Annotated in this window: 28 protein-coding genes and 3 pseudogenes; 4 read left to right on the forward strand and 27 right to left on the reverse strand. The window is 32.4% G+C overall.

Annotated features, from left to right (window positions below; translation table 11 throughout):
* Nucleotides 1-27: 27 nt before the first annotated feature.
* The 8 genes from A3I1_RS08455 to nagB form a co-directional block, all read right to left on the reverse strand.
* Nucleotides 28-528 carry an LURP-one-related/scramblase family protein gene (locus A3I1_RS08455; RefSeq protein ID WP_018370591.1) on the reverse strand — a complete coding sequence of 167 codons (501 nt, stop codon included), beginning with the start codon at nucleotides 526-528 and terminating at the stop codon, nucleotides 28-30.
* A gap of 233 nt (nucleotides 529-761) precedes the next feature.
* Entirely contained in the window at nucleotides 762-1,718 is a 957-nt protein-coding gene (locus A3I1_RS0107115; protein WP_018370592.1) for a peptidylprolyl isomerase PrsA, read from the reverse strand.
* A 63-nt stretch (nucleotides 1,719-1,781) separates the two neighbouring features.
* Nucleotides 1,782-2,489 (reverse strand): O-methyltransferase, encoded by a 708-nt coding sequence (locus A3I1_RS0107120; protein WP_018370593.1) that lies wholly within the window; start codon nucleotides 2,487-2,489, stop codon nucleotides 1,782-1,784.
* A gap of 12 nt (nucleotides 2,490-2,501) precedes the next feature.
* Nucleotides 2,502-3,131, reverse strand: a complete 630-nt coding sequence (locus A3I1_RS0107125) for an HAD-IA family hydrolase (RefSeq protein ID WP_018370594.1) — start codon at nucleotides 3,129-3,131, stop codon at nucleotides 2,502-2,504.
* Nucleotides 3,128-3,655 (reverse strand): GNAT family N-acetyltransferase, encoded by a 528-nt coding sequence (locus A3I1_RS0107130; protein ID WP_018370595.1) that lies wholly within the window; start codon nucleotides 3,653-3,655, stop codon nucleotides 3,128-3,130. The genes A3I1_RS0107125 and A3I1_RS0107130 overlap by 4 nt, the downstream gene beginning before the upstream one ends.
* A 39-nt stretch (nucleotides 3,656-3,694) precedes the next feature.
* Entirely contained in the window at nucleotides 3,695-5,494 is a 1,800-nt protein-coding gene (gene pepF / locus A3I1_RS0107135) for an oligoendopeptidase F (protein ID WP_018370596.1), read from the reverse strand.
* A gap of 14 nt (nucleotides 5,495-5,508) precedes the next feature.
* Nucleotides 5,509-6,471, reverse strand: a complete 963-nt coding sequence (locus A3I1_RS0107140) for a competence protein CoiA (protein WP_018370597.1) — start codon at nucleotides 6,469-6,471, stop codon at nucleotides 5,509-5,511.
* Nucleotides 6,472-6,538: 67 nt separating this feature from the next.
* Complete coding sequence (gene nagB, locus A3I1_RS0107145; protein WP_018370598.1) at nucleotides 6,539-7,240, reverse strand: glucosamine-6-phosphate deaminase; 702 nt, start codon at nucleotides 7,238-7,240, stop codon at nucleotides 6,539-6,541.
* A 122-nt stretch (nucleotides 7,241-7,362) separates the two neighbouring features.
* On the opposite strand from nagB, the gene queA reads away from it, so the two are divergent.
* Complete coding sequence (queA, locus tag A3I1_RS0107150) at nucleotides 7,363-8,391, forward strand: tRNA preQ1(34) S-adenosylmethionine ribosyltransferase-isomerase QueA (protein WP_026216808.1); 1,029 nt, start codon at nucleotides 7,363-7,365, stop codon at nucleotides 8,389-8,391.
* 88 nt (nucleotides 8,392-8,479) lie between these two features.
* Here queA and A3I1_RS0107155 read toward each other — a convergent pair whose 3' ends face one another.
* The 3 genes from A3I1_RS0107155 to A3I1_RS0107165 form a co-directional block, all read right to left on the reverse strand.
* The gene (locus A3I1_RS0107155; protein ID WP_018370600.1) at nucleotides 8,480-9,088 is read right to left on the reverse strand and encodes a superoxide dismutase; all 609 of its coding nucleotides are present in this window, start codon (nucleotides 9,086-9,088) and stop codon (nucleotides 8,480-8,482) included.
* 56 nt (nucleotides 9,089-9,144) lie between these two features.
* Nucleotides 9,145-10,191, reverse strand: a complete 1,047-nt coding sequence (gene holA / locus A3I1_RS0107160) for a DNA polymerase III subunit delta (RefSeq protein ID WP_018370601.1) — start codon at nucleotides 10,189-10,191, stop codon at nucleotides 9,145-9,147.
* 195 nt (nucleotides 10,192-10,386) lie between these two features.
* Entirely contained in the window at nucleotides 10,387-10,968 is a 582-nt protein-coding gene (locus tag A3I1_RS0107165) for a hypothetical protein (RefSeq protein WP_018370602.1), read from the reverse strand.
* A 216-nt stretch (nucleotides 10,969-11,184) separates the two neighbouring features.
* Here A3I1_RS0107165 and A3I1_RS0107170 point away from each other — a divergent pair, with 216 nt between their 5' ends.
* Nucleotides 11,185-12,018: a hypothetical protein gene (locus A3I1_RS0107170; RefSeq protein WP_018370603.1), complete on the forward strand. Its 834-nt coding sequence runs from the start codon at nucleotides 11,185-11,187 to the stop codon at nucleotides 12,016-12,018.
* Nucleotides 12,019-12,116: 98 nt separating this feature from the next.
* Here A3I1_RS0107170 and A3I1_RS0107175 read toward each other — a convergent pair whose 3' ends face one another.
* From A3I1_RS0107175 to A3I1_RS0107185, 3 genes are read right to left on the reverse strand one after another with little or no spacing between them, the layout of a single operon-like run.
* A complete protein-coding gene (locus A3I1_RS0107175; RefSeq protein WP_018370604.1) occupies nucleotides 12,117-14,348 on the reverse strand; it encodes a DNA internalization-related competence protein ComEC/Rec2 in 2,232 nt (743 codons plus the stop codon).
* A complete protein-coding gene (locus A3I1_RS0107180) occupies nucleotides 14,341-14,961 on the reverse strand; it encodes a helix-hairpin-helix domain-containing protein (RefSeq protein ID WP_018370605.1) in 621 nt (206 codons plus the stop codon). The genes A3I1_RS0107175 and A3I1_RS0107180 overlap by 8 nt, the downstream gene beginning before the upstream one ends.
* A 58-nt stretch (nucleotides 14,962-15,019) precedes the next feature.
* Nucleotides 15,020-15,760 carry a lysophospholipid acyltransferase family protein gene (locus A3I1_RS0107185; protein ID WP_018370606.1) on the reverse strand — a complete coding sequence of 247 codons (741 nt, stop codon included), beginning with the start codon at nucleotides 15,758-15,760 and terminating at the stop codon, nucleotides 15,020-15,022.
* 37 nt (nucleotides 15,761-15,797) lie between these two features.
* On the opposite strand from A3I1_RS0107185, the gene A3I1_RS0107190 reads away from it, so the two are divergent.
* On the forward strand, nucleotides 15,798-16,544 hold the full coding sequence (locus A3I1_RS0107190) for a tRNA1(Val) (adenine(37)-N6)-methyltransferase (RefSeq protein ID WP_026216809.1): 747 nt from the start codon (nucleotides 15,798-15,800) through the stop codon (nucleotides 16,542-16,544).
* Entirely contained in the window at nucleotides 16,534-16,809 is a 276-nt protein-coding gene (locus tag A3I1_RS0107195; protein WP_018370608.1) for a GIY-YIG nuclease family protein, read from the forward strand. Before A3I1_RS0107190 ends, A3I1_RS0107195 begins: the two co-directional genes overlap by 11 nt.
* Nucleotides 16,810-16,915: 106 nt before the next feature.
* Here A3I1_RS0107195 and A3I1_RS0107200 read toward each other — a convergent pair whose 3' ends face one another.
* The 13 genes and pseudogenes from A3I1_RS0107200 to A3I1_RS0107265 all read right to left on the reverse strand — a co-directional run bounded on the left by A3I1_RS0107200 (nucleotide 16,916) and on the right by A3I1_RS0107265 (nucleotide 24,298).
* A complete protein-coding gene (locus tag A3I1_RS0107200; RefSeq protein ID WP_018370609.1) occupies nucleotides 16,916-17,209 on the reverse strand; it encodes a hypothetical protein in 294 nt (97 codons plus the stop codon).
* Entirely contained in the window at nucleotides 17,196-17,588 is a 393-nt protein-coding gene (locus A3I1_RS0107205; RefSeq protein WP_018370610.1) for a hypothetical protein, read from the reverse strand. The genes A3I1_RS0107200 and A3I1_RS0107205 overlap by 14 nt, the downstream gene beginning before the upstream one ends.
* A complete protein-coding gene (locus tag A3I1_RS0107210) occupies nucleotides 17,570-18,925 on the reverse strand; it encodes a hypothetical protein (protein ID WP_018370611.1) in 1,356 nt (451 codons plus the stop codon). Before A3I1_RS0107210 ends, A3I1_RS0107205 begins: the two co-directional genes overlap by 19 nt.
* Nucleotides 18,909-19,328, reverse strand: a complete 420-nt coding sequence (locus tag A3I1_RS0107215) for a hypothetical protein (RefSeq protein WP_018370612.1) — start codon at nucleotides 19,326-19,328, stop codon at nucleotides 18,909-18,911. Before A3I1_RS0107215 ends, A3I1_RS0107210 begins: the two co-directional genes overlap by 17 nt.
* Before the next feature lie 332 nt (nucleotides 19,329-19,660).
* Nucleotides 19,661-19,954, reverse strand: a pseudogene (locus A3I1_RS0107220) (hypothetical protein); the annotation flags it as partial.
* A 1-nt stretch (nucleotide 19,955) separates the two neighbouring features.
* The gene (locus A3I1_RS0107225) at nucleotides 19,956-20,345 is read right to left on the reverse strand and encodes a hypothetical protein (RefSeq protein WP_018370614.1); all 390 of its coding nucleotides are present in this window, start codon (nucleotides 20,343-20,345) and stop codon (nucleotides 19,956-19,958) included.
* A gap of 332 nt (nucleotides 20,346-20,677) precedes the next feature.
* Nucleotides 20,678-20,971: pseudogene (locus A3I1_RS0107230) on the reverse strand (hypothetical protein); the annotation flags it as partial.
* Nucleotide 20,972: 1 nt separating this feature from the next.
* On the reverse strand, nucleotides 20,973-21,362 hold the full coding sequence (locus tag A3I1_RS0107235) for a hypothetical protein (RefSeq protein ID WP_018370616.1): 390 nt from the start codon (nucleotides 21,360-21,362) through the stop codon (nucleotides 20,973-20,975).
* 203 nt (nucleotides 21,363-21,565) lie between these two features.
* Nucleotides 21,566-21,787 (reverse strand): annotated as a pseudogene (locus A3I1_RS0107240) (hypothetical protein); the annotation flags it as partial.
* 1 nt (nucleotide 21,788) lies between these two features.
* Entirely contained in the window at nucleotides 21,789-22,184 is a 396-nt protein-coding gene (locus A3I1_RS0107245) for a hypothetical protein (protein ID WP_018370618.1), read from the reverse strand.
* Nucleotides 22,185-22,811: 627 nt separating this feature from the next.
* Nucleotides 22,812-23,192 (reverse strand): hypothetical protein, encoded by a 381-nt coding sequence (locus A3I1_RS08175; RefSeq protein ID WP_018370620.1) that lies wholly within the window; start codon nucleotides 23,190-23,192, stop codon nucleotides 22,812-22,814.
* A gap of 77 nt (nucleotides 23,193-23,269) precedes the next feature.
* A complete protein-coding gene (locus A3I1_RS0107260; RefSeq protein WP_018370621.1) occupies nucleotides 23,270-23,728 on the reverse strand; it encodes a hypothetical protein in 459 nt (152 codons plus the stop codon).
* A 135-nt stretch (nucleotides 23,729-23,863) separates the two neighbouring features.
* Nucleotides 23,864-24,298: a hypothetical protein gene (locus tag A3I1_RS0107265; RefSeq protein ID WP_018370622.1), complete on the reverse strand. Its 435-nt coding sequence runs from the start codon at nucleotides 24,296-24,298 to the stop codon at nucleotides 23,864-23,866.
* Between the last annotated feature and the right edge of the window lie 14 nt (nucleotides 24,299-24,312).

Below are 24,312 nucleotides of genomic sequence, written 5' to 3' on the forward strand. Positions count from 1 at the left end.
TTTATATTTTCCTTTTCTTTTTCGTATTTATCTATTTGAAGAAGCAGAACTTGCTGCCGTTTCTTCTTTTACTCTATCTATCGCAATGACAAGAGAAATAACTAAATCACTATAGTTTTCATCAAAAACTTTCACATTGTAAGTTGACGTTAATTTAAACCATTTCTCTGAAATAATAGCTACTAATTTGCCATGTAAATATAGGCTAAAATTCATAGACCAAAAATCACCCTTAACGACCATTCCCAAGTTCTCAATACGATACTTTGGTTTAAAGAAAGACCATTCTTTGATGATAATAAAATGTCTGCCATCAGAAAGTTCTACATCAAATTTTGGTAGAAATGACCAAAGTCGTTTAGTAATATGACTGATGATATTACCATTCATATCAAAGATGGTATAACGTTTTGGAATTTCCAGAAAACTACCCCTAACTTCATAATGAGAGTTATTCTCGATATCTTTGATGAAAAATTTTCCACCAAGTGACCACATTTTTTGTTTGATTTGAAATATTTTCGTCATAACTATTCTCTTAAAAAAACAAGTCCACTAAAGAAGGGCGAAAACCGCGGTACCACCTTCATTCAATGAACTTGTCATTCTTCATAATTAAATATTTAATTTTCTATTAAGTAGCATATTTTTAGAGTTTGAATGGCTTGCATCAACCGCCAGTTTTCTAAGTCAAACCGATTAAAAATAATTCTTAACAAAATTATTATACGTTCTTTAAAGACTTTCGTCAATTAAAATCATTATTTATCGTCTGTTTTTTTATCATCAGATTCTTTACTGTTATCAGCTTGATTAGCATCTATTGGAGTAAATTGGGATAGAACATTTGCAAATGCATCATCAGTAATTTTAACATTAGCCTTATCAAGAGCTTCAGAAATCACAACATTCCTAAAAGTAGGGTCACTCTCTTTTTGAGAAAGAAACATTTCTTTCAAACGTTTTTTATATGTTTTCCAATCAGCATCTTTTTCAACTTTTTTTGTTGTTTTAATAATATAGTAATTAGTTCTATAAGTTGATGTATCAACGATTGGAACTACTCCAGAAATACTATTAACATCAAGAGCAAAAGCTGTTTTCATAACATCTGGCAAGACCTTATTGTCAGCAGAATCAAAGGTAACCTCAATGTTGTCTTTATCCATTGATTTTTCTTGAGCAATTTTAGAAAAATCTGCGCCTTCTGCTTTTACTTCTTCTAAAGTAGCATTAGCAGTTTCTTCTGAATCAAGAACAATGACCTGAGCAGTTGTTTCAGGGGTGTATGTTTCATAGGCCATTTTATAAGTATCATCATTTAATTCTTTTTCAGCTGCTTTATTAATAGCATATTTAAGTAATTTTTCTAAACGAATGGTTTTCTTATATTGTTCAGCTGTAGTACCTGCTTGAGCAAGAGCTTGTTCAAACTGATCGCCGTACTGTTTAGCATTTTCATTATAAGTATCTGTAACTTCTTTTTCAGAAACTTTATCACCATATTGATCTTCAAAAACACGTTCTAAAATCAAAGTAACCATTGTTTGTTGTGCAGCACTTGAAGATTTAACTTCATTATAAAAATCAGATAATGTGATAGTATCACCCTTCATTGTTGCTAATTTATCATCAACACCTTTACTTGTTGAACAAGCTGCCAATGTAACAACTGAAAACAAGGTCACTAAACCTGTTGTAAATAGACGTTTTTTCATTATTAATTTTACTCCTTATTTATCATTAACCTCATTATTATATCATAATGTCTTAAAAAAAACTTAATCTTCGATAGTAATCCTATCAGAATTTTTTCTCAAGAGCAATAAACCATCACCTAACGGTAGAATAGTTGCTGTTAACTCTTGATGACGCAAAGTTGTTTTAAATAGTTTTTGAAGCCCGCGATAAATTGTTCGCTGCCCTCTGCGAATTTCTTCAATTGGTTTTACAATATCGCCACCTTGAAAAATATCATCAAAAACGATAACACCTCCAACTGCTAAACGTTTTAAAATCTCTGGTAAAAAAATAATATACTTAGATTTAGCAGAATCCATAAAAACAAAATCAAATGTATCTTCAATAGTCCCTAAAAGCTCACTAGCATCACCTTCTAAAAGTGTGATTTGTCTTCTAGTATCATATTTAGCAAAATTACTTTTAGCAAAATCTATCATTTCTTCGTTTCGATCAATTGTTGTGATTTTAGCATCAGGAGCATTTTCAGCCATAAGAAGAGCAGAAAAACCAATAGCGGTTCCTACTTCAAGTATTTTTTTGGGCGCTAATGTTTGCATTAAAAATCTAAAATAAGAAACGATTTCTGGTTGAATAATTGGAATATTTTCTTTTCTTGCAAAAATTTCCAATTCTTTTAAATGACCAGTGTTTTCTTTTTGTGCCATTCTCATAAATGAGACCACTTCTTCTTTAATAACGGGACGTCTCATGTTATGATTTGCATTTTTACTATATGATTTCACCATAATTTATGTTATTCACTCTTTTTCTTCAATATTGATTTTAAATAGGCTTTTTATCTCTTCTAATTCAGTAATTTTTTGATTATCTTTTGATGTTTCTATACTAAGATTAATACTTCTAATACCACTATTAATGGCTAACTCTTTATCCAGCTTTCGGTCACCAATATAGTAAGTACTTGCTTTATCTAAATCGTATTTTTCAACTAGATAATCAATTCCTTCACGATTAGGTTTACGTTTGAAACCAGAATCACCTGTCAATACTTCTTCAAAATAATCAGAAATCCTCAATTTTTTTAAAACAGAAAATGTATTATCACCCTTGTGGGTGTACATGAAATTCTTAATACCTTGTGAACGTGCCCATTCAAGTACCGATAGTGCACCTGGCATAAGTCGAAGTTCATCATCTCTTTTTAAAATATCTTCTGACATCACTTTTTTAATATCCTCAAAAGAAAGACCAGTTTCAATCGATTTTTGAAATAAGAGTTTGCCAATAGATTCTTTCAAGATAAAGGTCCTTATTGTTTCTCTTTCAAATTTCCAGTTAAAATGGTTATAGGTTATTTTTAAAGAAGCAAGCATAGCATCATACGAGTCGATTAAGGTACCATCTAAATCCCAAATAAAAGTTATCATTTAGAAGCCCCTTCTATACTTATCCAATAGCGAGCCAATTGTTTCCCGTCACCTAAGGTAATAATATCTTGCAATTTGCCTCCAACTTTTTCAATAGTTCTACGACTTGCAATATTATCTTCTAGGGCTGTGATAAAAATATCATAAATATGCCTTTCTTTATATTTTTCAAAAGCAAAATATAATAGTTTAGTGACAATCCCTTGTCTTCGATAAGAAGAAAGAGTAACATAGCCAATATGCCCACCTATTTCAGACAAGTTTCCTTTTTCTAGTTCCCAACGACAAGAAATTTTTGCTAAAATCTTTTGATTACGAAAGTAATAATAGGAAGTCATCGTTGACCAATCAGATTTATCTGATAATGTTTCTAATTGTTTGGTTTTTTGGTAAAAACTAGAGTAATCGTCAATTAGTCTTGTTTGTATAAAAGGATTTCCTGCTTCTTTGTCTTTAGTCAACATGCGATTAAATGTGTAAAAAGCTTTTTCATCTGATAGACGAAGTGTTCTAATATCATCCATGACTTAACTCCTTTTCAAAAATCTCTTACGGAATTCTTTTTAACGGATGCCTTTTTTGACAAGTTCTTCAAATGCATCCAAACGCTCCTCAAAGACTCTGAAGGCTTCATCCAAATAGTCTGTTGTTGTCATGTCAACACCAGCTTTTTTGATAACATTTAATGCATAGTCAGAATTACCTGCCTTAAGATAATTAAGGTAATTTTCCTTATCAGTTTCGGTTCCATGAACAATTTTATTTGCGAGGTAACTTGCTGCTGCAAAACCTGTCGCATATTGATAGACATAAAAATTATAGTAAAAATGAGGAATTCTAGCCCATTCATATTGAATTTCTGGATTATCTTCTTTAGAAAGACCATAATATTTTTCGTTTAAATCAGCATATAAGTGATTCAAAAATTCACTGGTTAAGACCATACCATCTTGATCAGCTCTATGAATAGCTTCTTCAAATTCTGCAAATTGTGTTTGTCTATAAACAGTTCCTCTAAAACCATCCAAATAATGATTTAAAATAGCAAAACGTGTGTGGTCATCCGTCACTTCTTCTAATAATTTTTCTGTCAAAATATTTTCATTGGTAGTTGAAGCAATTTCGGCAAGGAAAATACTGTAATCTCCATAAACATAAGGTTGGTTTTCACGCGTAAATACAGAATGAAGACTGTGTCCAGTTTCATGAACCAAGGTATAGAGATTATCGAGATTGTCTTGCCAGTTAAGTAACATGAAGGCATTGGTATCATAAGAGCCTCCTGAATAAGCACCAGAGCGTTTGCCTTTGTTTTCATAGACATCAATCCAACGTTCACTAAAGGCTTTCTTAACACGTTCTGAGTAGTCTTTTCCTAAAATCGCTAAGACCTCTTCTGATTTTTTCAAAGCATCTTCATAAGTAATACTCATATCAGTTTTTGAAAGCGGTGTGTAAAGATCATACATCTTTAAATCCTCTAAACCTAGGATTTCTTTACGAAGTTTGATATAACGATGAAGTAATGGTAAATGCTTATGGACTGCCTTAACCAGAGTATCAAAAACAGTTTCAGGAATATGGTTTTGTGCTAAAGCAGCAGCCCTGGCTGTTTTATATTTTCTAAGCTTTGCGTTTAGATTATGAACCTTAACATTGGTTTGAAGTGTCTTTGCATAAGTATGTTGATATTGTTTATAGACACTATAGAGTGCTTTGTAAACAGATTTTCTAACGTCTCTATTTTTTGACTCTACTAAGCTTATATAGTTTCCGTGAGACAGTTGAACCTCATTACCTTCTTCGTCTTTAACCATTGGAAAAACGATATCAGCATTATCTAATATAGCAAAGGTTTCTGCTGGAGACTCAAAAATTTCACTACTTGCAGCAAGTAACTCTTCTTCTACTTGTGATAGAATATGATCTCTTTGTTTCAATAATTTATCAAAATAATGAGCATAGTCATTTAGTTTTTCTTCTTCAGTTAAAAAAAGTTCATAATCAGTCGTGTCTAAACTCATAAATTCAGGTTCATAAAAGGCAAAAGTTTCATTGAATTTGGCAAAAACAGAAGCTGCTTTAGCTTGAAATTCTTGGTATTTTGCAACAGTAGTATCTTGATCATTTTTCATTGAAGCATAAACATAAACCTTCTCAATGCGACGCATGAGGTCTAATTGTGCTTCAGTAATGATTAACAATTGTTTGCTTGAGTCAAGTAAATGACCCTCATATTGTTTAGCTACATCTAACTCATTTGATATTAATGTCAGTTCTTTTTCCCACAAATCATCGGTGGCAAAAATGGTTGTTAAATCCCATGTAAATTCTTCAGCGATATGTTTTCTATTATTAGACATTTGATTCTCCTTTTTTACTTTTGTCTTATTGTATCATAAAATTTTGGTGGGTATAAAATTTGTCGTTTTTTATTTTCAACTTTTTGATAGTAGCTTTCAAAATTTTGATAATAACTAGCTAGATTTGCAGTTATTTGAGCAAAGCCAATTTCAGATTTCAAAGGATTAACTTGGGGGTAAAAATCATCTTGTTTATTTAAAAGAATATTTTTACCATTTTGATAAGCTGATTCTTGCTTCTTCATCCATTTTTGTGATTTATAGTAAAGTTGTTTTTGAATATAAAACACAATATCCTCAGACATTTTAACCTGAAAATAATTCATTTTTTGTTTTAAATAGGGGAACCTTAAAAAAACTAAAAGATCTTCATCAAAAGAACAACTTTTTTCTAGATAGTGAATTTTCCCTTTCAAATCTTCATGAATAAGATATTTTAATCTCAAACATCTTTTTTTAAAATCAATTTCATAAAGATAGAACCCTATATTTTTTGAAAAATAGATTAATTGTTTTTGAAGAGTAGTAATCCTATCTCCTAACCAAAGTTTATTTCCCAGTAACCAAAGAACTGTATAATGATTATTTTGATAATTTTTTGTTCTTTCTTTAAGTCTTTTTTGTGACAAAGAACTGCATTGAATTTCTATTGCTAACGACTGATTAATTAATAAATCAGCTATTTGATTAAGTTTAGGTAAAACAGTTTCAATAGACACATCATGTTTTTTTGACAAAGCAAGATATAACTCAGATTTTAATCCAAGATGCTCATCTCCTTCATTTTCAGAGGCAAATAAACAATCTTTTAAACTGACATGGGCAAAATGAGCTTGATATATCTTACCAAATCTTAACCTTACAGATTGATTGCAAGCACAACAAGTAAATTTTTTTTTGATAAGTGTCTGTTTATCTTTGTCTGTCATTGTAATCAAATTAATTTTGTTATCGTCTTTATCTTTAGCTGTAAGCATACATCCCCTTTAACTTCTTTACCTTATTATTCGAAAAAAGTGAGCCTAATTGACTCACCCTGAAATTTTATAATAAGCTTGCAGCATCTTCATCAACGATGACATAAGCATCTTGATGATTTTGAAGAACACTTGCTGGAACCTCTTTGGTAACTGGCCCATTAACTGTTTTAGCGATTGCATCGGCTTTTGCTTTTCCATATGCCATCAAAATAATTGTTTCTGCTTTCAAAATAGAAGCAATTCCCATAGAAATAGCTTGTCTTGGAACATCAGATTCTTTTTCAAAAAATCGTGAATTTGCTTGGATAGTCTTATCTTGTAAATCTACCAAATGTGTTTTTGAGTTTAATGCTGTCCCAGGCTCATTAAATCCAATATGCCCATTGTTTCCAATTCCTAATATTTGAAGATCAACCGGATATTTTTCAAGAATTGCATCATATTCTTTGGTATGTGACTCAATGTCATTTGTCATACCATCAGGTAAGAAGCTTTCCTTAAATGGTTTTGTATCAAAAAGATGTTCTTTCATAAATTGATAATATGATTGAGGATTTTCTTTAGATAAGCCCACATATTCATCAAGGTTAACACTATACATATCTTTAAAATCTAAATCACTGGCAACCATTTTGCGATAAAGCTCAATTGGTGTACTTCCAGTTGCTAAACCAAGTGTTTTGGCACCATTTTCTATTTTTTCTTTTAAAATATCAAAAGCAATTTGTGCCCCTTCTAGTTGATCTTTCACTTTAATAACTTTCATGATAAACTCCTTTTGGTATGGATTAATTTTTAACCCCATTATATGGTATATACCAATTTTTGTCAATATTTCCATTAAAAAGTGTTATAATGAAAGAGATATTTTACTAAAGGAGAAATATGTTGAACACTAAGGATTTTGATTTTGACTTACCTGAGAAACTAATTGCACAAACACCACTCGAAAAAAGAGATGCATCAAGGCTACTTATTATTGACAAAGATGCAAAAACTTTTGTCGATAGCCATTTTGATCATATCATTAATGAACTTAATCCTGGTGATGCTCTTGTAATGAACAATACACGTGTCCTTCCAGCTAGATTATATGGACAAAAAGAAGAAACAAAGGGGCATGTTGAACTCCTGCTTTTACAAAATAAAAAAGGGGATTTTTGGGAAGTTCTTGCTAAACCATCAAAACGATTAAAGATTGGTACTACTATTAGTTTTGGTGATGGTCGTTTAAAAGCCACTGTTACAAAAGAATTGCTGCATGGTGGTAAAATTGTTGAATTTTCTTATAAAGGTATTTTTCTTGAGGTTTTAGAAAGCCTTGGTGAAATGCCTCTACCACCTTACATTCATGAAAAATTAAAAGATAAAGAACGCTACCAAACAGTTTATGCTAAAGAAAATGGCTCAGCGGCTGCCCCTACTGCTGGCTTACATTTCACTAAAGAACTTTTAGATAAAATTGAAAAAAAAGGTGTCAAATTAGTTTATCTTACTCTTCATGTTGGACTAGGAACCTTTAGACCTGTTGTTGTTGATAACATTGAAGAACATGACATGCATTCAGAATTCTACTATTTTTCTAAAGAAGCTGCACAGACACTAAATGAGGTTAAAGCATCTGGTCATCGTGTTGTTGCTGTTGGAACAACATCTATTCGGACACTTGAAACCATTGGTAACAAATTTAATGGTCACTTAAAGGCTGACTCTGGTTGGACCAATATCTTCATTAAGCCTGGTTATAAGTTTAAAATTGTTGATGCCTTTTCAACTAATTTTCACCTACCAAAATCAACTCTAGTCATGCTCGTTTCTGCTTTTGCTGGTAGAGAATTTGTGATTTCTGCTTATAAGCATGCCATAGAAGAACACTATCGTTTCTTTAGTTTTGGTGATGCTATGTTTATCAAATAAACTAAAAAAGCACCTCAATAGTTAGCGTATTGGCCTAACAATTGGGGTGTATACTTCTTGATATCCTATGGGTATCTTTTTTATTGACTTATGCTTTAGCAGCTTCATAAAGTTCGTTAACCTTGTTCCAGTTAATCACTTCAAAGAAAGCCTTAATATAGTTTGGACGAACATTGCGATAATTTAAGTAATAGGCATGTTCCCAAACATCTAGTCCTAAAATTGGTTTAAGACCATTTGAAATTGGGTTATCTTGATTTGCTGTTGAGGTAATTTCTAATTTTCCTTCTTTGTTAACAACTAACCAAGCCCAGCCTGAACCAAAGCGTGTAGCAGCTGCTTTTGAAAATTCTTCTTTAAAAGCTTCTAATGAACCAAATGTCTTTTCAATGTCTTCTTTAAGTGATGTAGACATTTCTGTTTTTTCTGGTGTCATTAATTCCCAAAATAGTGTGTGATTAATATGTCCACCACCATTATTTATCAAAGCTTGGCGAATATCTTCTGGAATAGAATTGACATCACTTAGTAAACTTTCTAAATCTTCACCAATCTCAGGATGTTTTTCTAATGCGGCATTAGCATTAGCAACATACGCAGCATGATGTTTATCATGATGGATAGTCATTGTTTCCACATCAATATGCGGTTCAAGAGCATCATACGCATAAGGTAATTCTGGTAATAGAATTGTCATTTTCATCTCCTTCTTTCTTAAAGTTATCTTAATCATACCTTAAATAAAGAGCGATATCAACTATTCTGCTTATCAAGACTTGCTATCTTTAGGAGCACTAAATCAAAAAGATAATCTTTTTCGTATTTACCAGATTTTATTTGATAATCCGTATCAATTAGATAGTAAAGAGTTTTCTTTAAAAAAGTAATCGATAAAACTCTTGAATCTCTAAGAGCAAATCTTATCTGATAAGGATTCACACGACGACCTAAGTAAAATGATAATTCCTCAATAATTTGACTTTCATCATAACCTTCTTGAAACAATAATTTAACTTGAAGCATTGTTCTTAATTGACTAATCATAATGGCAATCAATTTGACTTCATCCTCACCTTTAAGAATTAAATCATGAACAAGAAGTCTTGCTTTGTCAATCTCTTTTCTAAGAATAAACTGTGTTAAATCAAAAATATTATCTTTTAATGTTTTAGGTAAAGCATCAATGATATCTGCATGGCTAATATGACCACTAGATTGATAATATTGTAAAAATAGCAAATTTTTCATCATATCATCAAATTGTAAATTTGATGTCATCACTAACTCTTCAAAAACACCTGCCTCAAAAATTAAACCAAGTTGGTGGGCATATTTTTGAAAATAGGTCTTGAATTCTCTTTCTTTTAAAAAAGTTGCTTCAAAAATGGTAGCATCTCTTTTTAAAAGTTTGACCACGCGCCTTTTACTATCTAGCTTACCAGGCGCCAAAATAATTAATTTAGTGGCTTCAATAGGATGCTCAAGATAGTTTTCAAATTGTTTAAAAGCTTTTGTGTCTAGATAAGATTTTTTTGACGTTGTGAGGTCACTAAAATAATCAAAAATAACAATTTTCTCTTCAGCAAAAAAAGGCAAACTCTCTAGTTCCATTTGTGCATCCTGATAGTTAGCAGTTGATATATCAAAATAAGAAATACCTAAATCATTAGCCTGATAATCTAGTTGATCAAACAAAAGTTGTTTCATTTGAGCATATTGTCCTTGGTCATCTCCTGTTAGCACAGTAATTAATCCAAGATTATTTTTTGTTATTTTTGCAATTTTTTCTATATCTATCATGTTTCCATTATATCAAAAATAAGATAATTTAACGATTGTAAATAAAAATAAATATTTTTATTTATTGATAACATTAATAGTAACAATAATTTTTCAATATTTTTAATTTATTATTATTTCATTAATATGGACAAATTCAGGAAAAACATTAGCTGCTTATGACAGGCTTTAAATAAAAGTATTATCAAACACATTTTAAGGCTCTATCAACTGAGCACTAGATAAAATAGTGTTTAATTCTAGTCTTTGTTTTTCAAAATCTGAAGGATGTGTAGTGAATAAAACGATAGCAACAATATCTGGATTATCATCAAATGTTATGGCATTAAAAAAATAAATAAATTTAGTCTCATCTTTTACACCACTATAAATAATCTGAGAAATATTATTTTGACCATCTTTCTTTGTTGTGCTCAACGGTTCAACTTCTTCAACATTGCTTCTTTTTGACTTAATATCGTCAATATGAAAATTTAAAAGTTTGTCAGCACTATTCAAATTTTCAGAAAAATCACTTAAATGGTAAACCATAACACCCATATAGGTTGTATCGTAGATTAGTTGTAAATCAAAAGGGCCATCAGAAAGATCCTTTTGCCATTTTTCATCAGTTGTAAATTGTATCTCATCTCCAAAAGTTATATGTGTTTTTTGCTTAAGAGTTGTTTCTTCTTTAAGAGTGTCTTTTAATTCTACAGAATTTTGACTTGAACAAGCTACAAAAAATAAGCTAAATAAAATCAAAAAAACAATAACTATCATATTCTTTCTTTGCATGGTAAACTCCTTAATGGTCTTATTTTAATTTTAATATAGCATAATTCATCAATTTTTTCTATGTATTTCTTATAGATATCGTTATCTTTCTTTATCATTTTTAAAATTTAAAATCACAATTTTTACAAGTCCCTTAATAGAATAAGGTTTAAGAAAGGCTTTTCTTAAGTCAGACTTTATTTTATAATAAACATATCATTATAAAGGAGATTCCTCATGGAAATTATCAAGGACAAAAAAACAATTATCATTTCTGCTCTCTTGTTACTCTTAGCTGTTTTATTCTTTACCAAGGTTAGCTCAGCGCATCAGATACAAGAACTCAATCAAAACACCATTGCTGCTTTAGATGAGAAAAAAGAAAAAGTCATGCTCTTAGCCGCAACATCAACAGCTGCCTCTACTGCTATCACACTGATTCCAGGTGATGTTGGTATGCCGCTAGCTGAAAACTTGGCTGACGTTAGCGACTATCTACTCGTGGTTATTGGAGCCATCTGGTTACAAAAGTATTTGATTGCAATTGCAGGGATGGTTTCTTTTAAATTCTTTCTACCAGTTGCCTGTTTAGGCTTGATTATTTATCTCTTCACACGTAAAAAGGTTTTCTTAGAGTTAACCTATAAACTAGCTTTATTTGGACTCTTACTTTTTGGTATTGTTCCAACCAGTGTAGCTATCTCAAATCATATTGAAACAACTTTTCAAGCGTCCATTCAACAAACCATCGAACAAACTCAGAAAGAAAATGAAAAAATTGACAAAGAATTGGAAAAAGGAAAGGACAGTGATTGGTTTTCTGGTATAGTGGATACTTTTAAGGGTCAGACAACTAAAATCATCAATAACATGGAAAACAGCCTTAGCAATATGATTGATGCCGTTGCTGTTTTCATCGTCACCACTTGTGTCATTCCTGTGCTTGTTTTGCTATCTTTTATCTGGACAATAAACCTCATCTTTGGTTTATCAATAAATATGGACATTAGGCAATTTAGCTTAATCGGCAAAAAGATTAGAAACCGTCGGAAAGTAAGGAGCGAGTTATAACAAAAAGTTGGGGTAACCCAACTTTTTTTTGAAACAGTGAAAAATGAATTTTTTGTTAAATAACAATAGAATCACCAAACTTTTAAACTTTAAAATCCTCATCTGACTGTTTCAACGGTCCATTGGTTAATCCCTTTAAAACGAATGGCACCATTAGTATCTGTTCTCAGCACACTAATGTTTTCTTCTTGAAAGCGCTCCAGAGTTTCTTGATTTGGGTGGTGATAACGATTGTTGGCTCCTGCTGAGATGAGTGCTACTGAGGGTGAAAGAGCTTTTAAAAAAGCTGGCGTAGAACTGCCTGAACTGCCATGATGTCCTGCTTTTAAGATATCAACTTTTAAATCAGGATAGTGTTTTAGGAGGTCTTCTTCGCCTTCTCTTTCCAAATCACCAGTGAATAGAAAACTTTTGTTCAATAATTTACCGTATAATACGATGGAATCATTGTTTTTGCCATCACCAAGCTGATAAGGATATAGAACTTGGAGCTGACTGTTCATGATTGGTAACGTATCTCCTGCTTTTATAACACGAACATTGGCATCCATAGCTTTCAAGCGATTGAGAAAGTGTTGATTTGTCAGACTTCCCTCACTGACCAGAACTTCTCCAATCGTAAAATCGTTGGCAATTATCTCCATATCGCCAATATGGTCTGTGTCGGTATGGGTCAAAACGAGCTGATCAATTCTACTAACTCCTCTACTTTTCAGATAGGGAAGCAGAGTCCTTTCAGCATTTGACACACTGTATTTTTTCTGCCATGTTTCTTTAGGTAAAAAATCAAGTTTACCACCCACATCTATCAACATTGTTTTTCCTGTCATATCTCTGATAAAAAGACTATCTCCTTGACCAATATCAACCACAGTTACCTCATTTTCAAAAGGGTGTTTGATGTTAATAAAAACAAGAGATAGCCCCAAAACGATCCAGACAACTACTTTTTTCTGGTGCCGATAGTCATATAAAAGAACCAATCCAAGAATTAATAGGAGTAACTGTATCAAGTTTGGACTTCCAAAAATCAAGGGCTGTCCTAAGATTTGACTAAGTGCTGTAATCATCCTTTCTAACAAGATAAAAAATGGATTGAAAAAAACGAGCGGCAACACTGGTTGCACTAAAAAAGCAATTGATAAGAGGGGCAGTAAAAATACATCAAATAAAAGGGCAAAACAAGCTGTTAGGATAATCGAAAAAGGTTGAAAACCAGAAAAAAACCAGATTAAAAGAGGAAGAATTCCTAGTGAAATACTTAAACTTTTAAAGACTCTCTGCCGTAAAGGACTTTTGCTTTCAACATTAATTGCACTAATAATAAATGCAAAGGAAAAACTAAGGACTCCACCAGTGGTTTGTAAAAAAAAGGGCATCAAAATAATACAAACCATGAATGTGAACGCAAAATTATCTAGTCCTTTAACTTGCCATTTTGATAGTAGGGCTTGAATTAGGCTACGAATGACTGAAACTGAAAAACCTGTTAACCCAGCGTAGATAAAGGAGAAAACAGTTTGTAGGACGAGCAAGTGTTCCTGACAAATGCCTAGTCTGAGGAAAAATTTTCTAAAATAGCCAAGGAAAAAACCAACCTGCATACCTGATAAGGCAAACAAATGAATAATCCCCAGACTGCTGTATAAACTAGTCATTTCGGCAAATTCCTTGTCCAGATAACCAAACAAAAGCCCCGTCATATAGTGTTTCATAGGAGCAGGAAAGTTAGTTTGAATCATAACAATAGCGCGTCGCCTCAACATTGCAAGATACTCCAAAGGATTTCTTGCTTGAACCGTTTTAATTGCTTTTAACTCTTTGATATAAACAGTTTGATAGATGCCTTGAGTCTTTAAATAGTGTTGGTAGTTAAATCCTTTAAAATTACGTTGAGGAGTGGCTTTTTGCGTCTCTCCATCTACCGATAATAGAAGAGGTTGACTATTCTTAGCAAAAAAGCTTTTCTCTTTTTGACTTTTCAACTGGTAGAAAACTTGATAGGTCTGACCATTAAAACGACCTTTGAAACTCAGTTGATCACCATTAATAACAAGGCTATCAGTAATCATCTGAACTTCTGTTACTTGTCTTAGTGCTTCTTTTGACTGAAACTCACTTTGTTGTTTAATAAATAGAAAAAAACAAAAGAAGAGGCTTAAGAAAAGCCCTGTTTTAAAAATCGTTTTTCTAGAATACTGTTTGACTAGACAAAAAAGGCTTAGTAAAAACCATGCCAAAAGAAGGTAGGAAAAGAAAAAAACGTTAAAATAGAGTAAAACTATTAAAAAAGCCAAATATATTGGCTTAAGAGGAAACCACTTAATCAAAACTCACCACTTCTTTTAATTGATTAATCATTTTTTCACCAATTCCACTGACATTTTTTAAGTCATCAAGAGAACTAAAAGTGCCGTTTGCTTCTCGGTAATCAAGGATATCTTGCGCTCTTTTTTGACCTATACCTGAAAGACTTTTTAACTCCTCCAAACTAGCCGTATTAAGGTTAACTTTCCCATTTTCTTTTGACTTAGTTTCTGGTGTGATAACACTGATATTTTCACCCTGACTAGCAACATAAACTACTTGCTCATCTATCAATTTTTCAGCAAGATTGATTGATTTTTTATCAGCAGTTTCTAAAAAACCACCTGCTTTATTGATTAAATCATTGATACGACTACCACTAGGCATTTGATAGACACCTTCTTTAAGGACTGCACCTTTTAAATCGATGGTCACTTCTTGAGGAGGATTTTCTGAGCCACTGACTTCAGTTGTGGTTGTCTCTTGTGTCACGGGTGTTTCAAGAAATTCGGCTTGTGTCGTTTCTTTTTCAGGCATCATCATAGGGATAATCACACTGAGTGCTAAAACCACAATAATAGCTACTAAAATTGCCACTATTTTATTTTCTTTGAATTTTTCAATCATTGATTCCATACATCACCTCTTACCTCATTATTCGTAAATAAAAAAACTTTCCCGATAAGGAAAAGCTTTATTTGAAATGTTTTTCTGGGTCCCAAACGAAACTACCAATCAAGCTAAATAAAAAAGTGCAAATCACAATAACCAAAGCAATCAAAGCAAAAGGAACTCTAAAAAGATAAGTTAGGGGATTAATTCTCTTATTGTTGTGAAGTGGTCTAGTTTCTTCGTCTAAGCGATCAAACTCATTTTGAATACGACTAGCAACTTCTTTTAACCCTTCGTCATCTAAACGTTTGATGTCTGACACATCAATCGGATTCCCAAAATTAACATCGATGCGATCTCCTTTAAGCAAATCTTTAAAATGCATTGGTCCTTGATAAACAGCTGGCATGATTCTTACCTTGGCCATTTTGGCAATGGCTGCCACTCCACCTTTAATCTCAGTTGAATGACGGCTCCCACTCGGAAACATCATGAGCGAACGTTGACTGTTTTTCAACATTTTAATCGGGTAACGAATGGCTTTTTGACCAGGATTTTCACGGTCAACTGGAAAGGCACCACACATTCTAATCCACCAACTAATCAAACGATTTTCAAAGAGTTCTTTTTTTGCCATAAAAATGAACTGTTTTGGACGAGCGGCAAAAGCCATATAAACGGGATCCCACCATGTTCTATGAGGGGCGACAAAAATATAGTTTTCTTTTTGGTCAATAATCTTGTCTTGGTTGTGGTAATGAGCATTACCATTAACAATCCATAACAAAAAAACAACTAAGCCACGTAGGTAAGTATAAAACACGTTAAACTCTCCTTAAATTTTATGCTATAATTATAACATGAAATCAGTAAATCTAAAAGAAATGGAACGCATCGATCAATTATTTTCAACAGATGTCAAAATCATTCAAAACAAAGACGTTTTTAGCTATTCGATTGATAGTGTTTTGCTAGCTCGTTTCCCAAAATTTCCCAGTCGTGGCTTAATTGTTGATTTGTGTAGTGGCAATGGGGCTGTAGGCTTATTTGCCTCCACAAAAACACGCGCCAAAATTGTTGAAATCGAGCTTCAAGAACGTTTGGCTGAAATGGCTCAACGCTCAATTTTGTTAAACGACTTGGAAGAGCAAGTGACAATGATTAATGATGATTTGAAAAATCTTTTAAACTATGTGCCTAGATCTCAGGTGGATCTTATCTTATGCAATCCCCCTTATTTTAAGGCAAGCAACACGTCTAAAAAGAATCTGAGCGAACATTATTTACTGGCAAGACATGAAATCACAACCAATCTGGCTGAGATTTGTGAGGTGAGTCGTCACGCCTTAAAAAGTAACGGTCGCTTAGCTATGGTTCATCGACCCGACCGTTTTTTAGAAATTCTTGAAACCTTGAAGACATATAACTTGGCGCCAAAGCGTGTTCAGTTTGTTCACCCAAAAGCAGGAAAAGAAGCCAATATGCTCTTAATTGAAGCCATTAAGGATGGGTCAATTGAGGGGTTAAAAATCCTACCACCTCTAATTGTTCACAAAGACAATGGTGACTATACCAAAGAAATTTTTGAGATATACTATGGTCAATAAAACAAAAGCTTTTATCTACGTACTAAAATGTTCTGACGGAACGCTTTATACAGGATATACCACAGATGTAAAAAAACGCTTAGCCACTCATAATGCCGGTAAAGGCGCAAAATACACTAAACAACGCTTGCCGGTTAAACTTATCTATCAAGAAGAATTCGCCTCAAAAAGTGAAGCTATGAGTGCTGAAAGCTACTTCAAACAAAAAACTCGGCAAGAAAAACTAAACTATATTGCTCAACACTCAAAATTGAACGAGGATTGATGGAGACAAGGTGCCTTTGTCTTATAGTGTTTGTAACTATCTATCTAAAATAACAAAAAAACGCTAGTCTAGCGTTTTTCTTTGTCGTCATAAAACGTTTCTTTTATTAAATGATGCTATCATATTTTTTTAATTTTTCAGATAGGAGTGTCTCTAATTTATTCCTAACCTCACCTTTAATGGCTGTATCTAGTTGGCCTTTGATGGCTTCAATATTATTTTTAGTCGTATTTGAACTATTTTCAGTGTTCGTTTTAAAGTTTTCTTTTTCTTTTTTTCTACTCTGCTTAGCCAAACGAGATTCTGTTACAATACGAGCTATTTCTACATCTCGACGAATTTGTTTTAAAACTAACTCATATTCGTCGAAGTCAAAGGAATAGTAATCATTCATTATCATTGGCATACTCCTTTCTTAATGTTTTAAGCTCAATTTCCATTTGATTTTTTGACTGTTGGAACTTTCTCTTTGCCAGTTCTCTTTCTTCTTCTAACTGATGGTATTGTCTTTTAAATTGACTGTCTGATTCTGACAAGAGGTGTTCCATTTTATTAAAAAAATCAATAGCTTCACTTAGTGGTATAGATAAACGGTTTAAGGTTTGGGTCATCTTTTCTTTTTCTTCTTGAACCATTTGATGAAGTATAAATCTTCTGTATTCAAGATTTTCTTCTTTTTCTTGATATCTTTTCTTTTGTGTGTAATAGGTTGTTTCTTCAGCTTCTAATGCTATTTCTTTTTGACGAATGTCACTAATATCTATAGTTTTTCTTGCCATGCTTTAAATTCTCCTGCGAGTTTATCATCCAGTGCCACCTTGCTGTCAATGACTGTCTGAATTTCAGTGTCTAGTGTTTCAAAATCTTTAGCTAACTTTTCTATTTTTAATGCCGCTGCATTAGTATAAGATTGAAAAGAACCAACGAATTTGTCATATGTCACCCCTTGATTAGCAAAATGATTTTTAACTTCATAATAGGTTAATTCAGTATAAGAGTTAAAATCAATAGCATCCCAAACACTTTGTACTGCTTCATTAGCAGTAGTTCTATAATCAGAGACCTGAGCAGAACCGGCGCGAGCTGTTTTTGCCATTGATGACGCTAATATTTGGCCCTGAGCTGCATCTAAAAACAACTTCTCTGCTCCTGATAAACGACCACCACTTTCTTGCCAACGCTTCTTTAAGGTTTTAAAATGCTTCATTTTCTCTTTAGAAGAAATAAGGTTACCATAAAATTGACTATCTAAGTATTGTGTACCAATCACTTTACCATTTTCATCAACCATTTGCCCTTTACTATTGAAACGGAAAGCATCAATATCGTGGTTCTTAAGGATATCATTGAACGCATTGGGACTATTAATTCTTTTTGAAATTTCTAGTTTGTCATGGCCAAAATAGGCACCATAATTACCGAATAAATCGTTGTTAAGTCGAAAACTATTGTACAATTCTTGATTCTCTTTGACCCATTTAGTTGCTTGATTTGACAATATTCCTCCAGGATTAGGGGCATTAAAAACAGTAGCTGGCCAATGGGTTTCCGCTGCTACAAAAAGTGCTGTAAATCCTCCTAAAGAATGCCCAGTAAAGCTATAACTGGAATCCGGAAAATCTTTTTTTATCTGGAAATAAAAATTTTGTGCAGAAATCAGTTGAGATTCAGTACCTGTAATTGAGAGAGTTGGTGTTAAAAGATTTGGAAGTACAACCGAATTTTCTGAATGGTCATTAATCATTGAAGGAAACACAGGTTTGATATCAGTTATTAAGCCATGCTTTTGGTTTATAAGTATGTTTTGAAAATCAGTACCGAGATCACGAGCATCAGCAGTATTAGTCCCTGCATAGACGATGATAATTTTTGATGTGTCCACCTCACCATTTTCTAATGGTGCAACAGCCATGGCTTGCATCCCATTGTCATTAGAGGGGTCAGCATCATTGTTGTTGTCTTGAACAGCGATAACTTGGTATTGTTTTTGTGTTTTCTCATCAAGTATTAAAATATTTTCTTTAATTAGTTTATCATCATTTTCTTTAGCTTTACTTGGTTCTACATTATAAACCTCTTGAGCAAACTTCTTGTAACTACTATCTGGTATTCCCATTATAATCCTCTTTATAATTCCCATTATAATCTTTTGAATAAGTAATTTTAATATTTATAAGAGATATTTTTTCAATATCATCTACTCTAAAGCTAGCACCTGGAAGATTTTCCACTTCCGGTTTTTTTATTAGCTTAAATGTCTCTGGAGAATAAACAGCACCTGAAAAATCTTCTAAACCAGAAAGACCATCAAAAGATAAACTGATATCATTACTTTTATTGATAAGAACTATTATATTCCATGATCCGGTTTCTTTTGAATGACCCCATTTTGTAAATTCAATCTCTTCAACACCTTCATAGTCGCTGACAAGATATTTAGCAATACTTGTCTCTAGGGCATGTTGCTGTTCTGCTAGGTTTTCTTGGGTATCAGTTTTTTCTTGATTTAAACTAAACATTAATGTGATTCCTCCTATTAAAACGAGACTGCTAAGTATTATTGCTAAAAACGTTTTTTTCCGAAACATTTGACTACCTCATCTTTCTGCAATTTTATTGCTTTTCTATGATGTCTTTGAAATTATCATCCAAGAAGCAAACATTATCTCATCCTATTTAGTTGTTTCTAAATACAATCAGATTATTTTTGCTTCATTTAAACAGAAGAATTTTATCAAACATTATTATTGTCACCATTATATCAGAATATGGTTAAAAATACGGAATTTATCATTAAAAAAACTTAGACAGACATCACATTAATTGGNCCCCTATTAATTATTGCTGGATAATCAAAAAAATCAACACTATTAGTCCCTGCAAAAGCAATGATAATTTGTGATGTGTCCACCTCGCCATTGACTATTGGTGCGACAGCCATGGCTTGCATCCCATTGTCATTAGAGGGGTCAGCATCATTGTTGTTGTCTTGAACGGAGATGACTTGGTATGGTTGATTAGTTACAGTATCATATATTAAATCGTTTTCTTTAACTACCTTATCATTGTTTAATAATGCTTTACTAGCTTCAGTATTATAAACTTGTTTTGCCAATTCTTGATAGCTACTATCTGATATTCCAATATCAATCCCCTTTTTGATTATTTGAATAAATAATTTTTATACCTTCAATAGAAGTTTTTTCAATTTCATCTGCTTGAAATCGAGTGCCAGGAAGGTCTTCAATTCCAGGCCTTTCTTCCAACTTAAAGGTATCAGGGTTATACCTACTACTAGTAATATTCTCTAGACCTGAAAGACCATCAAATGAAAAACTCATCTGATTAGTACCATTAATAATTGCTACTGTTGTCCATGAACCTGTCTCAGGAGAGTGTCCCCAAGAATTAAATGAGACTTCTTCAACATCTTCATACTCAGTAACAATTAATTTGACTATACTTGTCTCTAGGGCATGTTGCTGCTCTGTTAAGTTTTCTTGGGTATCGACTTTTTCTTGATTTAAACTAAACATTAATGTCATTCCTCCTATTAAAACGAGACTGCTAAGTATTATTGCTAAAAATGTTTTTTTTCGAAACATATGACTACCTCATCTTTCTGCAATTTTATTGCTTTTCTATGATGACTTTGGAATTATCATCCAAGAAGCAAACATTATCTCATTCTATTTAGTTGTTTCTAAATACAATCAGATCATCTTTGCTTCATTNAAACAGAAGAATTTTATCAAACATTATTATTGTCATCATGATATCAAAAAATGGTTAAAAATACGAACAGTCTTAATTAAAAAGCTTAGACAGACATCACATCAATTGAAAACCTATTATCTGTTACAGGATAATCTAAACCATCTGTACTATTAGTCCCTGCATAGGCAATGACAATTTGTGTTGTGTCCACCTCGCCATTTACTACTGGTGCAACAGCCATGGCTTGCATCCCATTGTCATTAGTGGGGTCAGCATCATTGTTGTTGTCTTGAACAGCGAGAACTTGGTATTTCTTTAGGGTAACTTTATCTGTTAAAATTTTATTTGGATATACAACTTCTTTATTATTTGCCTTTGCTTTCTCTGGTTCAGTATTGTAAACTTGCTTTGCCAACACTTGGTAGCTACTATCTGAAATCCCCATATCAATCCCCTTTTTGATTTTTTGAATAAATAATCTTTATTCCTTCAATAGAAGTTTGTTCAATTTCTTCTACTCGAAATCTAACACCTGGAAGATCTTCTAAGCCCGGTTTTTCTTCTAATTTAAAAGTTTCTGGGTAGTAACCAGTATCAGTAAGCTCCTCAATCCCAGAAAGACCGTCAAATGAAAAATCCATTATATTATCCTTATTAATTGTTGCTATTGTCCCCCATGAACCTGTTTCTGGAGAATATCCCCAACCATTAAACGAGACTTCTTCCACGCCTTCATACTCACTAACCAATAATTTTACTATGCTTGTTTCTAGGGCATGTTGTTGTTCTGTTAGATTTTCTTGGGTGTCGACTTTTTCCTGATTTAAACTAAACATTAATGTCATTCCTCCTATTAAAACAAGTCCGCTAAGTATTATTGCTAAAAACGTTTTTTTCCGAAACATTTGACTACCTCATCTTTCTGTAATGTTATTGCTTTTCCTATGATATGTTTTTAACTGTCATCTAAGAACCAAACATCATCTCATCCTATTTAGTTTTTAATAAATACAATCAGATTATTTTTGATTCATTGAAACACTGGTGCGACAGCCATGGCTTGCATCCCATTGTCATTAGTAGAATCAGCATCATTGTTGTTGTCTTGAACAGCGAAAACTTGGTATTGTTTACCAGTTTTAGGATCTCTTATTTTCTTAGAAATATCAATAATATCTTCATTGTTTGATTTAGCTTTACTTGGTTCAGAATTATATACTTGCTTAGCTAATTCTTTATAACTACTATCTGGTATACTCATATTAATCGCCTTTATTGTCATTAGAATAAGTAACTTTTACTCCCTCTAATGAAGTTTTCTCTATCTGATTTATTCTTCCACTAATTGGATATTGAGGAATGTTATCAGTATACGTCTTTTCAACCAATTTGAAAGTATTATCATCAGTAACGATACCACTCATATCTTTTAAATCAGATAAACCATCAAACGAAAAACCTATTTTATCTTCTTTGTTAATAATAACAATTGTTCCCCATGAACCTGTTTCTGTCGAATGACCCCAGCCTGTAAATTCAAGCTCTTCAACATCTTCATAGTCGCTGACAAGATATTTAGCAATACTTGTCTCTAGGGCATGTTGTTGCTCTGTTAGGTTTTCTTGGGTGTCGACTTTTTCCTGATTTAAACTAAACATTAATGTCATTCCTCCTATTAAAACGAGACTGCTAAGTATTATTGCTAAAAATATTTTTTTCCGAAACATCTGACTACCTCATCTTTCTGCAATTTTATTGCTTTTCTATGATGTCTTTGGAATTATCATCCAAGAAGCAAACATTATCTCATTCTATTTAGTTGTTTCTAAATACAATCAGATCATCTTTGCTTCATTTAAACAGAAGAATTTTATCAAACATTATTATTGTCACCATTATATCAGAATATGGTTAAAAATACGGAATTTATCATTAAAAAAACTTAGACAGACATCACATTAATTGGACCCCTATTAATTATTGCTGGATAATCAAAAAAATCAACACTATTAGTCCCTGCATAGGCAATGACAATTTGTGTTGTGTCCACCTCGCCATTTTCTACTGGTGCGACAGCCATAGCTTGCATCCCATTGTCATTAGAGGGGTCAACATCATTGTTGTTGTCTTGAACNGCGATAACTTGGTATTGTTTTTTAGTAAGAACATCAACTATAGGGTCACCAGTAATAAGTTGATTTTTATTATTAGAAACAGCTTTATCAGGCTCAGTATTATAAACCTCTTTTGAAATGATTTTGTAACTACTATCTGGTATCCCCATTTCATTCTCCTTTATAATCCTTAGAATAATTAATTGCAATACCATTCAATGACGTTTTTTGAATACTTTCTAACCTATATCTTATAGGAGGAAGATTTTCAATCTCTGGCTTTTTCTCCAATTTAAATTCTTCGGGATGATAAGTTAAACCATCAATTTTTTCTAAGCCTGTCAAACTTTCTGCTGAAAGACTTATTCTATTATCCTTGTTAATAATAACAATCGTTCCCCAAGAACCTGTTTCAGAAGAATACCCCCAACCGGTAAATTCTATTTCTTTAACGTCTTCATAATCACTGACAAACCATTTCGCAATGCTTGTTTCTAGGGCATGTTGCTGCTCTGTTAGGTTTTCTTGGGTATCGGTTTTTTCTTTCTTCATTCTTGGCACTCCTTTTAAATTTTAAACAAATAAAAAGCGACTAGATCTTTTATTTCTAATCGCTTAATATCTAAAATTTATAAATAGCTTTCTACATCTATTTCTTGATCATTAATAATTTTATCAATAATATCTTCTAGTTGCTTTCTCAAATAGACTAATTCAAAAGAATTTTGAATTATCCCGAGTTCAGAATTTCTAAGTTTAGATTTTTCAACATAATTCGTCAGAGTAACAATTTCTTTGTCTTTTAAATTACTTTCTTTATAGTATTCTTCTATTATTTTCTTTCTAACATTTTCAGGGAAATTCAAAAATTTCAGTTCTGCAAAATCAGCAAGTTTCATCTCTTTCATCTTAGAACCTATCGAGATGCAACCACATATTTTTCTATATATTTCTGAATTTAATAAACTAACTGTAAACAGTTTTTCTTCTTTAGAATATTCAATCATACGGTACAATCCTTGATTATGATGTCCTACCATTGTAGCGATTTGGATCATATTTATACTTTTGGAATCTTGCTGCACCATTTTTAAAATGCTCTTTGTGTGCTTGAATATAGTCTTTAGTCAAATTCTATTAATCTTTTTTCTTGTCTATTATATCACAATAACAAAGAAGTGTTCGTATCACAAAAACAAGCTCACAAAATGTGAGCCTGTTGTTTAATCTTCTTTTGTTTTATTTTTTAAAGGTGAGACGTAATCATCTGGTAATTTGCCTTCTTCTTTAATCCATTCTTTTTCTGCAATAGGGATTAGTTCCTCTAGTTCTTTCTGAGTAAATAACATTCGAAGTTCAGAGCTAGTAATTAGTGGTGCTGGATCTTGTCTCACTATCCTTTTATTCATCTCTTTATATTCTTCCTCTGTTGGTGGCCAATTGCCTGTCTTAACTTTGAAACTAAGATCAAGTAAAGTTCTTTCCCCTTTTTCATATAAACGATAAAGATCTTCTGGTAGTTCATAAACCACTCGTTCGGCTGCAATTCCTTCTTCATTAACCAAATAATAAAGTCCATTATGACGCCAAATTTTACCATTAGGTTCCATTTGTTCATATTGACTAACTTCTTCCCATGTTATTTTACTACGTGCCATATAAAATCTCCTTC

Source organism: Streptococcus marimammalium DSM 18627 (assembly GCF_000380045.1).
GTDB lineage: Bacteria > Bacillota > Bacilli > Lactobacillales > Streptococcaceae > Streptococcus > Streptococcus marimammalium.

Excerpts from the sequence above, each read along its gene's own strand:
- A3I1_RS0107165 (WP_018370602.1), bottom strand. The coding sequence starts at position 10,968 with ATGCAAAGAAAGAATATGATAGTTATTGTTTTTTTGATTTTATTTAGC.
- holA (WP_018370601.1), bottom strand. The coding sequence starts at position 10,191 with ATGATAGATATAGAAAAAATTGCAAAAATAACAAAAAATAATCTTGGA.
- A3I1_RS0107130 (WP_018370595.1), bottom strand. The coding sequence starts at position 3,655 with ATGGATGATATTAGAACACTTCGTCTATCAGATGAAAAAGCTTTTTAC.
- A3I1_RS0107120 (WP_018370593.1), bottom strand. The coding sequence starts at position 2,489 with ATGGTGAAATCATATAGTAAAAATGCAAATCATAACATGAGACGTCCC.
- A3I1_RS0107115 (WP_018370592.1), bottom strand. The coding sequence starts at position 1,718 with ATGAAAAAACGTCTATTTACAACAGGTTTAGTGACCTTGTTTTCAGTT.
- A3I1_RS0107215 (WP_018370612.1), bottom strand. The coding sequence starts at position 19,328 with ATGTTTAGTTTAAATCAAGAAAAAACTGATACCCAAGAAAACCTAGCA.
- A3I1_RS0107225 (WP_018370614.1), bottom strand. The coding sequence starts at position 20,345 with ATGTTTAGTTTAAATCAAGAAAAAGTCGATACCCAAGAAAACTTAACA.
- A3I1_RS0107195 (WP_018370608.1), top strand. The coding sequence starts at position 16,534 with ATGGTCAATAAAACAAAAGCTTTTATCTACGTACTAAAATGTTCTGAC.
- A3I1_RS08175 (WP_018370620.1), bottom strand. The coding sequence starts at position 23,192 with ATGAAGAAAGAAAAAACCGATACCCAAGAAAACCTAACAGAGCAGCAA.
- A3I1_RS0107210 (WP_018370611.1), bottom strand. The coding sequence starts at position 18,925 with ATGGGAATACCAGATAGTAGTTACAAGAAGTTTGCTCAAGAGGTTTAT.
- A3I1_RS0107235 (WP_018370616.1), bottom strand. The coding sequence starts at position 21,362 with ATGTTTAGTTTAAATCAGGAAAAAGTCGACACCCAAGAAAATCTAACA.
- A3I1_RS0107260 (WP_018370621.1), bottom strand. The coding sequence starts at position 23,728 with ATGGTGCAGCAAGATTCCAAAAGTATAAATATGATCCAAATCGCTACA.
- nagB (WP_018370598.1), bottom strand. The coding sequence starts at position 7,240 with ATGAAAGTTATTAAAGTGAAAGATCAACTAGAAGGGGCACAAATTGCT.
- A3I1_RS0107200 (WP_018370609.1), bottom strand. The coding sequence starts at position 17,209 with ATGATAATGAATGATTACTATTCCTTTGACTTCGACGAATATGAGTTA.
- A3I1_RS0107205 (WP_018370610.1), bottom strand. The coding sequence starts at position 17,588 with ATGGCAAGAAAAACTATAGATATTAGTGACATTCGTCAAAAAGAAATA.
- A3I1_RS0107170 (WP_018370603.1), top strand. The coding sequence starts at position 11,185 with ATGGAAATTATCAAGGACAAAAAAACAATTATCATTTCTGCTCTCTTG.
- A3I1_RS0107245 (WP_018370618.1), bottom strand. The coding sequence starts at position 22,184 with ATGTTTAGTTTAAATCAGGAAAAAGTCGACACCCAAGAAAACCTAACA.
- pepF (WP_018370596.1), bottom strand. The coding sequence starts at position 5,494 with ATGTCTAATAATAGAAAACATATCGCTGAAGAATTTACATGGGATTTA.
- A3I1_RS0107190 (WP_026216809.1), top strand. The coding sequence starts at position 15,798 with ATGAAATCAGTAAATCTAAAAGAAATGGAACGCATCGATCAATTATTT.
- A3I1_RS0107155 (WP_018370600.1), bottom strand. The coding sequence starts at position 9,088 with ATGACAATTCTATTACCAGAATTACCTTATGCGTATGATGCTCTTGAA.
- A3I1_RS08455 (WP_018370591.1), bottom strand. The coding sequence starts at position 528 with ATGACGAAAATATTTCAAATCAAACAAAAAATGTGGTCACTTGGTGGA.
- A3I1_RS0107140 (WP_018370597.1), bottom strand. The coding sequence starts at position 6,471 with ATGCTTACAGCTAAAGATAAAGACGATAACAAAATTAATTTGATTACA.
- A3I1_RS0107180 (WP_018370605.1), bottom strand. The coding sequence starts at position 14,961 with ATGGAATCAATGATTGAAAAATTCAAAGAAAATAAAATAGTGGCAATT.
- A3I1_RS0107265 (WP_018370622.1), bottom strand. The coding sequence starts at position 24,298 with ATGGCACGTAGTAAAATAACATGGGAAGAAGTTAGTCAATATGAACAA.
- A3I1_RS0107125 (WP_018370594.1), bottom strand. The coding sequence starts at position 3,131 with ATGATAACTTTTATTTGGGATTTAGATGGTACCTTAATCGACTCGTAT.